The 16,154-nt window shown below is 63.3% G+C and carries 15 protein-coding genes; 7 read left to right on the forward strand and 8 right to left on the reverse strand.

What is annotated here, in order from left to right; translation table 11 throughout:
- Positions 1 to 11: 11 nt before the first annotated feature.
- Entirely contained in the window at positions 12 to 527 is a 516-nt protein-coding gene (locus KU43P_RS01285) for a dihydrofolate reductase (RefSeq protein WP_317660704.1), read from the forward strand.
- 36 nt (positions 528 to 563) lie between these two features.
- Here KU43P_RS01285 and KU43P_RS01290 read toward each other — a convergent pair whose 3' ends face one another.
- Positions 564 to 1,955, reverse strand: a complete 1,392-nt coding sequence (locus tag KU43P_RS01290; protein WP_317660705.1) for an L-cystine transporter — start codon at positions 1,953 to 1,955, stop codon at positions 564 to 566.
- 241 nt (positions 1,956 to 2,196) lie between these two features.
- On the opposite strand from KU43P_RS01290, the gene KU43P_RS01295 reads away from it, so the two are divergent.
- A complete protein-coding gene (locus KU43P_RS01295) occupies positions 2,197 to 3,252 on the forward strand; it encodes a haloacid dehalogenase-like hydrolase (RefSeq protein WP_317660706.1) in 1,056 nt (351 codons plus the stop codon).
- A gap of 162 nt (positions 3,253 to 3,414) precedes the next feature.
- On the opposite strand, the gene ilvD is transcribed toward KU43P_RS01295, so the two are convergent.
- On the reverse strand, positions 3,415 to 5,256 hold the full coding sequence (gene ilvD / locus KU43P_RS01300; RefSeq protein ID WP_046787021.1) for a dihydroxy-acid dehydratase: 1,842 nt from the start codon (positions 5,254 to 5,256) through the stop codon (positions 3,415 to 3,417).
- A gap of 319 nt (positions 5,257 to 5,575) precedes the next feature.
- On the opposite strand from ilvD, the gene KU43P_RS01305 reads away from it, so the two are divergent.
- Positions 5,576 to 6,652, forward strand: a complete 1,077-nt coding sequence (locus tag KU43P_RS01305) for a phosphatidylinositol-specific phospholipase C (protein ID WP_317660707.1) — start codon at positions 5,576 to 5,578, stop codon at positions 6,650 to 6,652.
- Positions 6,653 to 6,710: 58 nt separating this feature from the next.
- Here the strand turns inward: KU43P_RS01305 and KU43P_RS01310 are convergent, their stop codons facing one another.
- On the reverse strand, positions 6,711 to 7,907 hold the full coding sequence (locus KU43P_RS01310) for a class I SAM-dependent rRNA methyltransferase (protein ID WP_317660708.1): 1,197 nt from the start codon (positions 7,905 to 7,907) through the stop codon (positions 6,711 to 6,713).
- Between the two features lie 205 nt (positions 7,908 to 8,112).
- On the opposite strand from KU43P_RS01310, the gene KU43P_RS01315 reads away from it, so the two are divergent.
- Together KU43P_RS01315 and mutM are read left to right on the forward strand one after the other, a co-directional pair.
- Positions 8,113 to 8,931: an HDOD domain-containing protein gene (locus tag KU43P_RS01315; protein ID WP_317663698.1), complete on the forward strand. Its 819-nt coding sequence runs from the start codon at positions 8,113 to 8,115 to the stop codon at positions 8,929 to 8,931.
- A gap of 3 nt (positions 8,932 to 8,934) precedes the next feature.
- Complete coding sequence (gene mutM / locus KU43P_RS01320) at positions 8,935 to 9,747, forward strand: bifunctional DNA-formamidopyrimidine glycosylase/DNA-(apurinic or apyrimidinic site) lyase (RefSeq protein WP_317660709.1); 813 nt, start codon at positions 8,935 to 8,937, stop codon at positions 9,745 to 9,747.
- A gap of 124 nt (positions 9,748 to 9,871) precedes the next feature.
- On the opposite strand, the gene KU43P_RS01325 is transcribed toward mutM, so the two are convergent.
- From KU43P_RS01325 to KU43P_RS01345, 5 genes are all read right to left on the reverse strand, one after another.
- Positions 9,872 to 10,123, reverse strand: a complete 252-nt coding sequence (locus tag KU43P_RS01325) for a YfhL family 4Fe-4S dicluster ferredoxin (protein WP_008095804.1) — start codon at positions 10,121 to 10,123, stop codon at positions 9,872 to 9,874.
- Positions 10,124 to 10,231: 108 nt separating this feature from the next.
- Positions 10,232 to 10,711, reverse strand: a complete 480-nt coding sequence (coaD, locus tag KU43P_RS01330; RefSeq protein WP_054901891.1) for a pantetheine-phosphate adenylyltransferase — start codon at positions 10,709 to 10,711, stop codon at positions 10,232 to 10,234.
- A 111-nt stretch (positions 10,712 to 10,822) separates the two neighbouring features.
- A complete protein-coding gene (locus KU43P_RS01335; RefSeq protein ID WP_317660710.1) occupies positions 10,823 to 12,421 on the reverse strand; it encodes a GMC family oxidoreductase in 1,599 nt (532 codons plus the stop codon).
- Between the two features lie 22 nt (positions 12,422 to 12,443).
- Positions 12,444 to 12,929, reverse strand: a complete 486-nt coding sequence (locus KU43P_RS01340) for a twin-arginine translocation pathway signal protein (RefSeq protein ID WP_317660711.1) — start codon at positions 12,927 to 12,929, stop codon at positions 12,444 to 12,446.
- 10 nt (positions 12,930 to 12,939) lie between these two features.
- Entirely contained in the window at positions 12,940 to 14,370 is a 1,431-nt protein-coding gene (locus KU43P_RS01345; RefSeq protein WP_317660712.1) for a coniferyl aldehyde dehydrogenase, read from the reverse strand.
- Positions 14,371 to 14,521: 151 nt separating this feature from the next.
- Here KU43P_RS01345 and KU43P_RS01350 point away from each other — a divergent pair, with 151 nt between their 5' ends.
- Together KU43P_RS01350 and KU43P_RS01355 are read left to right on the forward strand one after the other, a co-directional pair.
- A complete protein-coding gene (locus tag KU43P_RS01350) occupies positions 14,522 to 15,187 on the forward strand; it encodes a TetR/AcrR family transcriptional regulator (RefSeq protein ID WP_317660713.1) in 666 nt (221 codons plus the stop codon).
- A 34-nt stretch (positions 15,188 to 15,221) separates the two neighbouring features.
- Positions 15,222 to 16,076 (forward strand): sulfurtransferase, encoded by an 855-nt coding sequence (locus KU43P_RS01355; RefSeq protein WP_317660714.1) that lies wholly within the window; start codon positions 15,222 to 15,224, stop codon positions 16,074 to 16,076.
- Positions 16,077 to 16,154 lie beyond the last annotated feature (78 nt).

Consider the following 16,154-nt stretch of genomic DNA (forward strand, 5'->3'; position numbering starts at 1 on the left):
TCCTCGCGGGCATGAATACATCACTCCCCCTCAGCCTGATCGCGGCGCATGCCGAGAACCGCGTGATCGGCATCGACAACTCCATGCCCTGGCATCTGCCGGGGGATTTCAAGTACTTCAAGGCCACCACCCTGGGCAAGCCGATCATCATGGGCCGCAAGACCTGGGACTCCCTCGGCCGGCCGCTGCCGGGGCGCTTGAACCTCGTGGTCAGCCGCCAGCCGGGGCTGCAACTGGCAGGTGCCGAGGTGTTCGCTTCGCTGGAAGCGGCGCTGGTGCGAGCCGAGCAGTGGGCGCGGGAGCAGGGCGTTGACGAGTTGATGCTGATTGGCGGGGCGCAGCTGTATGCACAGGCGCTGGAGAAGGGGCTGGTCAGCCGCATGTACCTGACGCGCGTGGAGTTGGCGCCGGACGGGGATGCGTGGTTCCCGGAGTTCGACCAGGCCCAGTGGCGGCGGGTATCGACTGAGGCGCAGGTCGAAGTGGATAAGCCTGCATATCACTTTGAGGTGTGGGAAAAGGTTTGAAAGAGCAGGGGCTGCATGTGCAGCCCCTGTCTATTTTTAGCTATGGCTCAACTCGGCGTGCTCGTCACCGGCAAGCACATCTTTGTCAGTCTCTTTCAGCAACTGGCTGGTCACTACCCCCGCTGTCATCGAACCGTTCACGTTCAACGCCGTGCGGCCCATGTCGATCAACGGCTCAACCGAAATCAGCAGCGCCACCAGCTCCACCGGCAAGCCCATGGCCGGCAGCACGATCAGTGCGGCGAAGGTCGCCCCACCACCCACGCCGGCGACACCGGCCGAACTCAGGGTGACGATCGCCACCAGGGTTGCGATCCACAATGGGTCGAAGGTATCGATGCCCACCGCTGGCGCCACCATGACTGCCAACATCGCCGGGTACAGGCCGGCGCAGCCGTTCTGGCCGATGGTCGCGCCGAACGAGGCACTGAAGCTGGCGATCGACTGCGGTACGCCCAGGCGGCGTGTCTGCGCCTCGATGTTCAGCGGGATGCTGGCCGCGCTGGAGCGGCTGGTGAAGGCGAAGGTCAGCACCGGCCAGACCTTGCGGAAGAAACGCAGCGGGCTGACCCCAGTGATGGCGAGAATGATGCCGTGCACCACGAACATCAGGCCCAGGCCGATGTACGACACCACCACGAAGCTGCCCAGCTTGAGGATGTCGTCGAAGTTGGAACTGGCCACCACTTTGGTCATCAGCGCTAGCACGCCGTAAGGGGTCAGCTTCATCACCAGGCGCACCAGGCGCATCACCCAGGCTTGCAGGGTGTCGATGGCCGACAAGGCGCGCCCGCCTTTCTCGGCATCGTCCTTGATCAGTTGCAGCGCCGCCAGGCCGACGAACACGGCGAAGATCACCACGCTGATGATCGAGGTCGGCTTGGCCCGCGCCAGGTCGCCCACCGGGTTGCTCGGCACGAACGACAGCAGCAGCTGCGGGATGTTGAGGTCGGCGACCTTGCCGGCGTAGTCGCTGTGGATGGCCTGCAGGCGAGCGCTTTCCTGTGCGCCGGCCACCAGCCCTTCGGCGCTCAGGCCGAACAGGTTGGTCAGGGCCACGCCGATCAGCGCGGCGATGGCGGTGGTCAGCAGCAGTGTGCCGATGCTCAGCACGCTGATGCGGCCCAGCGAGGAGGCGTTGTGCAGGCGAGCCACGGCGCTGAGGATCGAGGCGAAGATCAGCGGCATGACGATCATCTGCAGCAGGCCCACGTAGCCATTGCCGACCAGGTCGAGCCAGCCGATGGTGGCCTTGAGCACCGGGTGGCCGGCGCCGTAGACAGTGTGTAGCACCAGGCCGAAGACCACGCCCAGCACCAGGCCGAGCAAGACCTTCTTGGCCAGGCTCCAGTCGGTACGGCGGGTTTGCGCCAGGCCCAGCAGCAAGGCCAGGAACGCCAGCAGGTTGAGAGACAGCGGCAGGTTCATTGAAGCTCCAGGAAAAAGCAGAAGAGGCATCGCCTCTGTGAGCGATTGCGAACGGAAATGCTAACAGCCTGAAAACAAACGAATTTATACCCAAAAGTAATTTGCTTAGTCGCATATGGAATAACGCCCTGTCGCAAATAGCAATAAACGCGGCGTTTATGGCTGTTCAAAGGTCGCTATGAGGGGCTCTTGGTGGGCTTTCCTGGACTAATTTTTCCGGATCATTTCAGGAGATTCGCACATGAAGTTCGCTCCGAGAGCCATCGTCATCGGCCTGTCCTTGCTGTTCAGTGTCGAAACTTGGGCCGCCGAGCTCAAGCATTGGCCGGCAGAAGCTGCCAAGCAGCTCGATGCCATGATCGCCGCCAATGCCAACAAGGGTAACTACGCGGTTTTCGACATGGACAACACCAGCTACCGCTACGACCTCGAGGAGGCGCTGCTGCCCTTCATGGAGAACAAGGGGCTGCTGACCCGTGAAAAACTCGATCCTTCGCTCAAGCTGATCCCGTTCAAGGACACCGCCGAGCACAAGGAAAGCCTGTTCAGCTACTACTACCGACTGTGCGAGATCGACGACATGGTCTGCTACCCGTGGGTGGCTCAGGTTTTCTCCGGCTTCACTCTCAAGGAGCTCAAGGCCCAGGTCGACGAGCTGATGGCATCGGGCAAGCCAGTGCCCAGCACCTATTTCGAGGGTGACCAGGTCAAGCCGATCGAGGTGCAGCCGCCCAAGGTCTTTACCGGCCAGGCCGAGCTGTACAACAAGCTGATGGAGAACGGGATCGAGGTCTACGTGATCTCGGCCGCCTCGGAAGAACTGGTGCGCATGGTCGCCTCGGACCCCAAGTACGGCTACAACGTAAAGCCCGAGAATGTGATTGGCGTCAGCCTGCTGCTCAAGGACCGCACCAGCGGCCAGCTGACCACGGCGCGCAAGCAGATCAGCGCCGGGCACTACGATGCCAAGGCCAACGAAGGCCTGGAGCTGACGCCCTACCTATGGACGCCTGCCACCTGGATGGCCGGCAAGCAGGCGGCCATCCTCACTTATATCGATGAATGGAAGAAGCCGGTGCTGGTGGGTGGGGACACGCCAACCAGCGATGGCTACATGCAGTTCCATGGCGTGGATGTGGACAAGGGCGGTATCCACCTGTGGATAAACCGCAAGGCCAAGTACATGGATCAGCTCAACGGGATGATCGCCAAGCATGCGGCGGCCCAGGCCAAGGAAGGGTTGCCGGTGACGGCGGACAAGAACTGGGTAATCGTGACGCCGGAGCAGATTCAGTAGGTGTCTGCTGCCTGCAGCGGTCCTGTCGACGGCAAGCCGGCTCCCACAAGTGATTGCAGCGCTGCATGAACCTGTGGGAGCCGGCTTGCCGGCGATAGGGCCCGTACAGGCAAAAAAAACCGGCGCTCAAGGCGCCGGTTCTCGCTTCACACCTTCAGAGCCTCACAGCCCTTCCAGCATCGCCTTGTTCCGCACAGCACCCTTGTCGGCACTGGTCGCCAGCAGGGCGTAGGCCTTCAGCGCGGTGGTCACCTTGCGCGGGCGCACTTCGGCCGGTTTCCAGCCCTTCTTGTCCTGCTCAACGCGACGCGCCGCCAGCTCTTCATCGCTGACTTGCAGGTTGATCGAGCGGTTAGGGATGTCGATCAGCACCTTGTCGCCGTCGCGCACCAGGCCAATGGCGCCGCCCGCGGCAGCTTCTGGCGAGGCGTGGCCGATGGACAGGCCCGAGGTGCCGCCCGAGAAGCGGCCGTCGGTGAGCAGGGCGCAAGCCTTGCCCAGGCCTTTCGATTTCAAGTACGAAGTCGGGTAGAGCATCTCTTGCATGCCCGGGCCGCCTTTCGGGCCTTCGTAACGGATGATGACGATGTCACCGGCCTTCACTTCATCGGCGAGGATGCCACGCACGGCGCTGTCCTGGCTTTCGAAGATCTTCGCATTGCCTTCGAACACGTGGATCGACTCGTCGACACCGGCGGTCTTCACCACGCATCCATCCAGGGCGATGTTGCCGTACAGCACGGCCAGGCCGCCTTCTTGCGAGTAGGCGTGTTCGAAACTGCGGATGCAGCCGTTCTCGCGGTCGTCGTCGAGGGTTTCCCAACGGGTCGACTGGCTGAACGCGGTCTGGGTCGGGATACCGGCCGGGCCGGCCTTGAAGAAGGTGTGCACCGCTTCGTCATCGGTCTGGGTGATGTCCCACTTGGCGATGGCTTCTTCCATGCTGCGGCTGTGCACGGTCGGCAAGTCGGTGTGCAACAGGCCGCCACGGGCCAGCGAGCCGAGGATGCTGAAGATGCCACCGGCGCGGTGGACGTCCTCCATGTGGTACTTCTGGATGTTCGGCGCCACCTTGCACAGCTGCGGCACCTTGCGCGACAGGCGATCGATGTCGCGCAGGTCGAACGCTACCTCGCCTTCCTGGGCTGCGGCGAGCAGGTGCAGGATGGTGTTGGTGGAACCGCCCATGGCGATGTCGAGCATCATGGCGTTCTCGAACGCCTTGAAGTTGGCGATGCTGCGCGGCAGCACCGACTCGTCGTTCTCGCCGTAGTAACGCTTGCACAGCTCGACGATGGTGCGGCCGGCGGTGAGGAACAGCTGCTCACGGTCGGCGTGGGTGGCCAGGGTCGAACCGTTGCCCGGCAGGGCCAGGCCCAGGGCTTCGGTCAGGCAGTTCATCGAGTTGGCGGTGAACATGCCGGAGCAGGAACCGCAGGTCGGGCAGGCGCTGCGCTCGTACTCAGCGACTTTCTCGTCGGAGGCCGAGGAGTCGGCGGCGATGACCATGGCGTCTACCAGGTCCAGGCCGTGGCTGGCGAGCTTGGTCTTGCCGGCTTCCATCGGGCCGCCAGAGACGAAGATCACCGGAATGTTCAGGCGCAGGGCGGCCATCAGCATACCGGGGGTGATCTTGTCGCAGTTGGAGATGCAGACGATGGCGTCGGCGCAGTGGGCATTGACCATGTATTCCACGGCGTCGGCGATGATCTCGCGGCTCGGCAGGGAATAGAGCATGCCGTCATGGCCCATGGCGATGCCGTCGTCGACCGCGATGGTGTTGAATTCCTTGGCCACGCCACCGGCGCGTTCGATCTCGCGGGCGACCAGCTGGCCCAGGTCCTTCAGGTGCACATGACCCGGGACGAACTGGGTGAACGAGTTGGCGATGGCGATGATCGGTTTCTTGAAATCTTCATCCTTCATCCCGGTGGCGCGCCACAGGGCACGGGCGCCGGCCATGTTGCGGCCTTGGGTGGAGGTCTTGGAACGATAATCAGGCATGAAGCACTCCTGGCGGCTGAATCAGGTCACAAAAAGGGAAGTGAGCTTCTCTTGTCCTTTGCACCGCAGGCCGGTTGCCACTGGCACGGATGGGGGCCGAAGACACTACGGGATCGCCGCGTGCTTGGCCAGAGCTCATAAACCCGCCGGGGGATGACTGGCGATGAATAGCCCGATTCTACACCGCTGGCGCGGCGAGGGAACGAGTAAGCGCACGTTAGCCGAGGTGTGGTCGTGTGGCCCACTAACTATCTAGCGCCTTTTGCAGCGCATGGTCCTTAGCGTGGCGAGTGCCAATCGCCCTCCAGAGGATCTGATCATGCGAGCGATCTACCCACTCGGCTGCTTCTGCGGCCTGCTTTTGTGCCTGGCCACAGCGGCCCAGGCACACCCGGACGACGCCTACTCACACAGTGCGCTTGACCCGTTCACCGACAAGAGCGACTGGATGAGCGCGATACGTGACGACGTGAAACTGAGTGAACTGGCATTGCCGGGTACCCATGATTCTTCAACGTTCGACAAGCAGCTGTTTCCGATCCTCGATGACATCGTTGTCACCCAGTCACTCAACTTCGATGACCAGCTGAAATACGGCATCAGGGTGTTCGACCTGCGTTTGCGGCGCACCGGTGATGCCTTGGCCCTGCATCATGGCCCGATCTTTCTCGACAAGATGTTCGGCTCGGCATTGCGCTCGATCGAGCGATTTCTCCAGGCCAACCCCAGCGAGACCGTGCTCTTCCGGGTCCGGGAAGAACACCAGGCGGACAGCAATGCAACCGCCAGCTTGGCGGAAGTATTCGACCGCTACATGAAGCAGTTTTCCAGCACTCACCTGCAGGCCCCGCGCAGCAACGTCACGCTAGGCGAGGCGCGTGGCAAGTTCGTGGTGCTTTCCAATGTTTCCAACCTGAACCCCTACGGGCTCAGCTATGGCAATTTCGACGTCCAGGATGCCTACGCGCTGGCCACCAACTGGGACCTGCACGAGAAGTACATCAAGGTCATGCATCAGCTCTACCGCGCGGCCGCGGGCGACCCGGACAGGTTCTATGTGAACTACCTGTCCGGCAGCGTGGGTGCCTTCCCCTATTTCGTCGCCAGCGGGCATGTTTCGCCTGCCACGGACGCTCCCAGGCTGGCGACAGGGCTCATTTCGGTAGGTGACGTCGCCTGGTACACGAGTTTTCCCAGAACGACCTGTGTGCTGCGGGTGTGCACCATTTCCTTTGAAGGTACCAATGTACTGACGCGCGACGATCTGAAGGAGCTGAACGCGATGGGAACGAGCAAGCGGACCGTCGGCATCATCATGGCGGACTTTCCCGGAGAGTCGTTGATTGCCAACGTCATCGCCAATAACCATCACGTGGTGCATGACCTGGGGAAGTGAGCACTGCACTGGAAACGAAAAAGGGGCCGCAAATGCGGCCCCTTTCCTTGATTGCCAGTTAGCTGTTGGGCAGCAGACGGCAGGTGATGCTCTTGATGTAGCGGGTTTCGGCAATGGCCGGGTGCACCGGATGGTCCGGACCCTGGCCGCCGCGCTCGAGCAGCTGCAGGTTGCGGTCCAGATGGCGGGCGCTGGTCAGCAGGATGTTGTGCAGGTCGTCCTCGGGCAGGTGCATCGAGCACGAGGCGCTGACCAGGATGCCGTCCTTGGTCAGCATGCGCATGGCCTGTTCGTTGAGGCGGCGATAGGCCGCTTCGCCGTTTTTCAGGTCTTTCTTACGCTTGATGAAGGCGGGTGGATCGGCAATGATCACGTCGAAACGCTCTTCGGCGGCCTTCAGCTCGCGCAGGGCCTCGAACACGTCACCTTCGATGCAGGTCAGCTTCTCGCTGATGCCATTGAGCGCGGCGTTACGCTCGACGCCGTCCAGGGCAAAGCCCGAGGCATCGACGCAGAACACTTCGCTGGCGCCGAATGCACCGGCCTGCACACCCCAGCCACCGATGTAGCTGAACAGGTCGAGGACGCGCTTGCCTTTGACATAGGGCGCCAGGCGCGCGCGGTTCATGCGGTGATCGTAGAACCAGCCAGTCTTCTGCCCTTCGCGGACCGGGGCTTCGAACTTGACGCCGTTCTCTTCCAGGGGCACCCAGTCCGGCACTTCGCCGTAGACGGTTTCGACATAGCGCTGCAGGCCTTCGGCATCGCGGGCTGCGGAGTCGTTCTTGAACAAGATGCCGCTTGGCTTGAGGACCTGTACCAGGGCGGCGATCACGTCATCCTTGTGCAGCTCCATGGTGGCCGAGGCCAGCTGGACCACGAGGATGTCGAAGAAGCGGTCGACCACCAGGCCCGGCAACAGGTCGGAGTCGCCGTAAACCAGGCGATAGCACGGTTTGTCGAACAGGCGCTCACGCAGCGACAGCGCGACGTTCAGGCGGTGCACCAGCAGCGACTTGTCCAGCGGCAGCTTGGCGTCGCGCGACAGCAGGCGGGCGCAGATCAGGTTGTTCGGGCTCAGCGCCACGATGCCCAGCGGCTTGCCACTGGCAGCCTCGAGGACCGCCTGCTGGCCGGCCTGGAAGCCTTGCAGCGGGGTCGCGGTGACGTCGACTTCGTTGCTGTAGACCCACAGGTGGCCGGCGCGCAGGCGGCGGTCGGCATTGGCTTTGAGGCGAAGGCTGGGCAGGGACATGACGTCGCTCCGGGAAAAAAGAGCGGGAGTATAACGGGTTGGCCCGGGGATTGGGGCGGGGCTCGACAAAGTGCTGGCTTCATCGCCGGCAAGCCGGCTCCCACAGGTTCTACCGGTGCTAGAATCCCGCTTCCTCAAGGAGTGTGCACGCATGTCCCAAGAACTCAGCGCCGAACAGATCCAGCAAGCCCTGCAAGGCATCACCATTCCGCCGCAACCGCAGATCATGGTCGACCTGCAGTTCGAGCAGTACATGCCCGACCCGGACCTGGAAACCATCGCCAAGCTGATTTCCCAGGATCCCGGCCTTTCCGGTGCGTTGCTCAAGCTGGTCAACTCCCCGCATTTCGGCTTGTCCAACAAGATCGGTTCGATCCAGCGGGCGGTCAACCTGCTGGGCAGCCGCTCGATCATCAACCTGATCAACGCCCAATCGATCAAAGGCGAAATGAGCGACGAGACCATCGTTACTCTCAACCGCTTCTGGGACACCGCCCAGGACGTGGCCATGACCTGCCTGACCCTGGCCAAGCGCACCGGCATCCAGGCGGCGGACGAGGCCTACACCCTTGGGCTGTTCCATGACTGCGGCGTGCCACTGATGCTCAAGCGCTTCCCCAATTACATGGACGTGCTGGAGCAGGCCTACGCCTGTGCCGACGCAGATACCCGGGTGGTCGATACCGAGAACCGCGCCTTCAACACCAATCACTCGGTGGTCGGCTATTTCACCGCCAAGTCCTGGCGGTTGCCGGAGCACATCAGCGCAGCCATCGCCAATCATCACAACGCACTGGCGGTATTCCGTGAGGAATCGTCGCGCAATACCCAGAGCCAGCTGAAGAACCTGCTGGCGGTGCTGAAGATGGCGGAGCACATCTGCGCCTCGTACCGCGTGCTGGGCAACCAGAACGTCGATCACGAATGGCTGGCGGTCGGCCCGCTGGTACTCGACTACATCGGTTTGTCGGAGTACGACTTCGAGAACCTCAAACAGAACATTCGCGAGTTGGGCGGGCACTGACCGATGCCAGAACTACCCGAAGTCGAAACCACCCGGCGCGGTATTGCGCCGCACCTGCAAGGCCAGCGCGTCAGCCGCGTGGTGGTGCGTGACCGGCGCCTGCGCTGGCCGATCCCCGAAGATCTGGACGTGCGGCTGTCCGGGCAGCGCATCGTCAGCGTCGATCGACGGGCCAAGTACCTGTTGATCAATGCCGAAGTGGGCACGCTGATCAGCCACCTGGGCATGTCGGGCAACCTACGCCTGGTCGAGGTGGGGCTGCCGGCGGGCAAGCATGAGCATGTCGACATCGAGCTGGAGTCGGGGCTGATGTTGCGTTACACCGACCCACGGCGTTTCGGCGCCATGCTCTGGAGCCTCGATCCGCTCAACCACGAGCTGCTACTGCGCCTGGGGCCCGAGCCGCTGACCGACCTGTTCGACGGCGAACGGCTGTTCCAGCTGTCGCGCGGGCGGTCGATGGCGGTCAAGCCGTTCATCATGGACAACGCCGTGGTGGTGGGGGTGGGCAACATCTACGCGACCGAGGCGCTGTTCGCGGCGGGCATCGACCCTCGTCGGGAAGCGGGCGGAATTTCGCGGGCGCGTTATCTGAAGCTGGCCATCGAGATCAAGCGCGTGCTGGCGGCGGCCATCGAGCAGGGCGGAACGACCTTGCGCGATTTCATCGGTGGCGACGGGCAGCCGGGGTATTTCCAGCAGGAACTGTTCGTCTATGGGCGGGGCGGGATGCCGTGCAAGCTGTGCGGCACGACCTTGCGCGAGGTGAAGCTGGGGCAGCGGGCCAGCGTGTACTGCCCGCGCTGCCAGCGCTGAATTCGAGGGCCTTATCGCCGGCAAGCCGGCTCCCACAGAGCGCGGTGTGATCCATCCGGCTCCCACAGAGCTCGGTGTGATCCATGTGGGAGCCGGCTTGCCGGCGATAGAGACGCTGCTGAAATCAGGCCTTGCCGGTAATCCGGCGATACTTGGCCATCAGCTCGTCTTCGGTTTCCGGGTGCGCTTCATCCAGCGGGATGCAGTCGACCGGGCAGACCTGCTGGCACTGCGGCTCGTCATAGTGACCCACGCACTGGGTGCATAGGTTAGGGTCGATCACGTAGATCTCTTCGCCTTGGGAGATGGCCTCGTTCGGGCACTCGGGTTCGCAGACGTCGCAGTTGATGCAATCGTCGGTGATGATCAGGGACATGGGGACTCCGGCCGGGGCTCTGCGCCCGGGCATGTTCAACGCAATGGGCACAATTGTGCCGCATTCGCGCCCGCAGTGCACGCGGGCGCGATAATCAGGCGTGCGAGCTTACTTCTTGAACCGTTCGGTCAGCGCCTCGGCCACAACCGGGTGGACGAACTTGGTGATATCGCCGCCCAGCGCCGCAATTTCACGGACCAGGGTCGAAGAAATGAACGAATACCGCTCCGACGGCGTGAGGAACAGGCTCTCGACGTCGGGCGCCAGTTGCCGGTTCATGTTCGCCAGCTGGAACTCGTACTCGAAATCGGACACGGCACGCAGGCCACGCAGGAAGACGTTGGCGCCCTGTTCCTTGGCGAAATGCGCCAACAGGGTGGAGAAGCCGATGACTTCGACGTTCGGCAGGTGCTTGGTTACCTCTCGGGCCAACGCCACCCGTTGTTCCAGCGGGAACAGGGGGTTTTTCTTCGGGCTGGCCGCCACCGCGATGATCACGTGGTCGAAAAGCCGCGAGGCGCGTTCGACCAGGTCGCCATGGCCTTTGGTAATGGGGTCGAAAGTACCCGGGTACAACACTCGGTTCATCGCGTCATCCTGGCTGGAGTGCGTTGGGGAGTCGGATGGTAGCGCAGCGATTGCGCCCGGCCAAGTCATGCGGCCGGCTGATGGCACTATAGACAGGCGGTGTATTTGTTGTCATGCACTCTGTGCCAGGCGGCTGGAAAGGGCGTCGGTGAGCTTCGCGCTGAGGGCGTACACCGACAATTGCGGGTTGGCCCCGATGCTGGTGGGGAACAGCGATCCGTCGTGGATCGACAGGTTTTCCAGCTGATGATGGCGTCCCAGGCTGTCGCATACCGCCTGGCGCGGGTCTTCGCCCATGGCGCAGCCGCCCATCACATGGGCGCTGCCCAGGCGTGTGCGGAACAGCTCCAGGCGCAATCCGTCGATCATCTGCTGCGCCTGTGCCAGGCTGCTGGCGGCGCGGGCATCGCTGTGCACCGGGGTCACCTGGGTGGCGCCGGCGGCGAACTGGATCTGCGCCATGCTGTGATAGGCCCGGCGCAGGCCGTCACGCAGGTAATCGCTGACCGGGTAATCGAGCACCGGCGAGCCATCGCCCCGTAATTGCACCTTACCGCCCGGGCTTTGTGGGTGGAAACCGTCGCGCAGCAGCGCCAGCATCACATGGGTATGCGGCAGCTCGGCCATGCGCTGGGCATTGTCGCTGCCGTGGCCGCCGAGCAGGGTGCTGGCCAAGGCCGGGTGCAGTGGCGGAACCTCCAGCTTGTAGCCCACCGCACCGTCGACCCCGTTCTGCCACTGGAAGTGGTCGCTGTAGATGGACTGTGGGGCACCGTAGAACGGGTCGATACGTTCGTCGAAACGCGCGGCACTGAAGTTGACCAAGTGCAGGAAGGTGCGCTGGCCCAGGCGGCCGTGAGGGTCGGGCGCCTTGGAACGCAGTAGCAGAGCAGGGCTGTTGATGCCACCTCCAGCCAGAATGTAATGCCGAGCCTGCACCCTTATGCTGCGCCCTGTCGGCTGTATACCCTGGGCATCCAGGGCCTGGCAGTGGAGTTGAGCTATGCGTTCACCGTTGTGCTCGAAGCGCTCGGCCCGCGCCAGGTACAGCAGTTCGCCGCCGTTTTCGAGCAGGGCGGGAATGCGCGTCACCAGCATCGATTGCTTGGCATTGACTGGGCAGCCCATGCCGCAGTAACCGAGGTTCCAGCAGCCGCGCACGTTGCGCGGGATCACCGCCCAGCGGTAGCCGAGCTGCTCGCAGCCCCGACGCAGCACGTCGTTGTTGGCATTGGGCGGCATGGCCCAAGGGCTGATTCCCAGTGCCTGCTCGATGTTTTCGAACCAGGGGCGCATGGCATCCTCACCCAGGCCTTTCACCTCGTGCGCAGCGGCCCAGTGCGCCAGAGTCTGCGCGGGTGTGCGAAAGCTCGATGTCCAGTTGACCAGGGTAGTGCCGCCCACGGCGCGGCCCTGGAGGATGGTGATGGCGCCGTTCTTGCTCATTCGGCCCAGGCCTTCCTGATACAAAGTGGCGTAGGCCTCGTTCTCCAGCAGGTGGAAATCGCTGCTGGTCTTCAGCGGGCCTTCCTCGATCAGCAACACCTTGAACCCCGCGGCGCTGAGCATCTGCGCGCTGGTGGCGCCTCCGGCACCGCTGCCGATCACGACGATGTCGGCCTGCAGGGTGAGGTCGTGTTCCAGGCGTGAGCCGTCGTGGGTGATCCAGCCGCGCTCGAGGCCTTGGCGAAACGGGTCGGTGACAGGCATAGGAAGGGAACCTTGCGGTGGGTCAGATTTTCGGTGGGCCGGGGTAGCCACAGGCAGCCCAGGCTTCCGGCCGCTCGTACCAGGCCATTTGCAGCAGTTGCAGCAGCGAGGCGTGGCCCATGCGCAGCAAATTCAGCGAACTGTCCTGCCAGCGCTGCAGGAAGGCCGTGACTTGCGCAGGGCCGGCCTGTTCCCAGGCACCCCAGATACCCGTCAGTGGCCCTCGGGTCAGGGGCAGGCTGAGCACGTCGAACAGCTGCCGGGTGAGCTTGAGCATTTCCGGCGACAGCGCGGCCAGCTTGTGGTCCAGGCTGTGCAACACCAGCACCTCATTGGCCGCCGTGCCCGCAAGTACTACCGGGATCATTGCCCGCAGCAGTGGCAGGTCATCGGCGCGCAGCACCTGATAACCGTTGGTCGGCGACTGGGGGCTACAGCCGATCAGGCTGGCAGTGGCGAGAAAGGCGCTGGCGCCCAGGCTGAAACGCAGCAGATCGCGACGATGCATGGCGCCGGCCTCAGCGGATGAAAAGCTTGTAGACCAGGCGCTGCAAGGTTTTGCCGTAAGGCGGGTAGATCAGCCGCGCAGCGTTCAGGCGTTGCTTGGCAAGCACCGCCTTGGCCTTGCTGAAAGTCAGGAAGCCCTCGTGGCCGTGGTAATGGCCCATGCCGGAAGGGCCAATGCCGCCAAATGGCAGATCGTCCTGGGCCACATGCAGCAGCGTGTCGTTGAGGCATACGCCGCCGGAGTGGCTGCGCTGCAGCACATGTTCCTGCTCGTCGCGGGAATAGCCGAAGTAGTAAAGCGCCAAGGGTCGCGGGCGCTGGTTGATATAGGCCAGTGCCTGGTCGAGGCTGTCGTAGGGGACCAGTGGCAGCAACGGGCCGAAGATCTCGTCCTGCATCACCTGCATGTCGTCGCTCACCTGCAGCAACAGGTGTGGCGCCAGGCGCCGGCCCTTGCGGGGTTCGTCGGGATACAGGTCGACGACCCGGGCGCCCTTGGCCTGTGCATCGTCCAGCAAGTGCTGCAACCGCTGCAGTTGGCGCGGGTTGATGATGGCGCTGTAGTCGGGGTTGTCGGCGATATGTGGGTAGAACCGGTGGACAGCGTCGCGGTAGGCATCGCTGAAGGCCTCCAGGCGTTCGCGCGGTACCAGCACGTAGTCGGGCGCAACGCAGGTCTGGCCGGCGTTGAGGGTCTTGCCAAAGGCGATGCGCTCCGCGGCCGTTTCCAGCGGCACGGTGGCGGAGACGATGGCTGGCGACTTGCCGCCCAGTTCGAGGGTCACCGGCGTCAGGTTTTGCGCGGCCGCCAGCATGACCTGTCGGCCAATGCTGGTGGCGCCCGTGAAGAGCAGGTGGTCGAAGGGCAACCTCGCGAACGCCTGGCCCACTTCGACCTCGCCGAGCACTACGCTGACAAGATCTTCCGGGAACACCCGTTCGAGCAGAGTTTTCAACGCCTGCGCACTGACCGGCGTGGCCTCGCTGAGTTTGAGCATGACCCGGTTGCCGGCGGCCAGGGCGCCGGTCAGCGGCCCGATGGCGAGAAACAACGGGTAGTTCCACGGCACGATGATGCCCACCACCCCCAGCGGTTGGTACAGCACGCGCGCACTGGCAGGCTGGAAGGCCAGGCCCACTGCTCTACGGGCAGGGCGCATCCAGCGCCGCAAGTGGCGTTCGGCATGGCGGATGCCTTGTACCGAAGGCAGCAGCTCGGCCAACAGGGTTTCATCGGCGCTGCGCCCGGAAAAGTCCGTATCGATGGCTTCGATCAGCCGCTGCTGATCCTCCAGCAGCGCCTCGCGCAAGCTTTTCAGCCACTGCCGCCGTTGCGCCGCAGGTGGCATCGGGTTGCCGGCGAACGCCAGGCGCTGGGCGGCGAACGTCGCTGCCAGGTCGGTGTCGGAATGCACAGGAGGCAAGGCGATGGGCGAGGTCACGAAGGCATCCTCTGTGGGTTGAGAATGCCTAGAGCCTATACTCTAATTCGTACCATGGTGCGAATTTTTTAACCCTGCCCAACCGTGCATCCATGGCGTGATACACCGTAAGATGAGCCATTATCGAAAGCTTGCAGACTGGGAGCTGAGCATGGCCCCGCGCATGAAGACCCGAGAGCGCATCGTGCAGAACAGCCTGGAGCTGTTCAATCAGCAGGGTGAGCGCAGCGTGAGCACCAACCATATCGCCGCGCACATGGAGATTTCGCCCGGCAACCTGTATTACCACTTCCCCAACAAACAGGCGATCATCGCGTTGCTGTTCAGCCAGTACGAAGAGCTGGTGGACAGCTTTCTGCGCCCGCCCCAAGGGCGTGCCGCCACGGTGGAAGACAAACGTTTTTATCTCAAGGCGCTGCTGGCGGCGATGTGGAATTACCGCTTTCTGCACCGCGACCTGGAGCATTTACTGGACAGCGACGCCGAGCTGGCCGCCCGTTACCGGCGGTTTTCCGAGCGTTGCCTGCGCCAGGGCCAGGCGATCTACCGTGGCTTTGTCGATGCCGGGATCCTGACCATGGAGCCTGCACAGATCGAATCGCTCACCATCAATGCCTGGATCGTGCTGACGTCCTGGGTCCGCTTTCTCAGTACCACCCGCGAGCATTCCGCCCATCTGGGTGAAGAAGCCTTCAAGCGCGGCGTCTATCAGGTGCTGGTGCTGGAGCTCGGCTTCGTCACCAGCAATGCCCGCGGCGCAGTGGATGCGCTGTGTCAGGAATTCCACGTACCGTTCAACCAGGCCCTGGAACAGTAGCCAGAGCCTTCGTGCCATCGATCAGGAGATTGTCATGCCCCTTGCGCAATTGATCACCCCGCAGCAGCTGGCCGAGCGTCTGGACTCGCCCAAATTGGTGATCCTGGATTGTCGTTTTGCCTTGGAGGATGTGGATTACGGCCAGCGCAGCTATGCCGAAGGGCATATCGCCGGTGCGCACTTCGCCGACCTTGAAAGGGACTTGAGCGGGCCGGTGAGCAAGGGCCGGACCGGCCGCCACCCGCTGCCCGATCCGCAGCGCCTGGTCGAGCGCCTTCGTGAATGGGGCCTGGATAACGACAGCGAGGTGGTGCTCTACGACGACGGCCCTGGAGCCTTCGCAGCCCGTGCCTGGTGGTTGCTGGCCTGGTTGGGCAAGCGCAGTGGCGTGGCCATTCTCGATGGCGGCCTCAAGGCCTGGCACGCGGCGCACCTGCCCTTGAGCCTGGACGCCCCGCAAAAACGAGAAGGTTCGTTCAGCGGTGAGGCGGATGCCAAGTTGCTGATCGACGCCGAGCACCTGGCCAAGCGCCTGGGCAACCCGGACCTGACCTTGATCGATGCACGGGCCTTGCCGCGTTTTCGCGGTGAAGTAGAGCCGATCGACCCGGTGGCCGGGCATATTCCCGGCGCCCAATGTGCGGCTTTTACCGACAACCTGGATGCGGATGGGCGCTTCCTGGCGCCGGAGCTGCTCAAGCAGCGCTTTGCCGAGAAACTGGCAGGGCGTTCGCCCGAGCAGTTGGTCGCGTATTGCGGATCGGGGGTGACGGCCTGCCATAACCTGTTCGCCCTGGCGTTGGCGGGGTATCCGTTGGGGCGGTTGTATGCCGGGTCATGGAGCGAGTGGATCAACGACCCGAAGCATGGTGTGGCGACCGGCGAGTAAGCAGGCCCGGCCTCATCGCCGGCAAGCCGGCTCCCACGGATTGGACGGTGGATGACCCTGTGGGAGCCGGCTTGCCGG

Source organism: Pseudomonas sp. KU43P (assembly GCF_033095865.1).
Lineage (GTDB): Bacteria > Pseudomonadota > Gammaproteobacteria > Pseudomonadales > Pseudomonadaceae > Aquipseudomonas.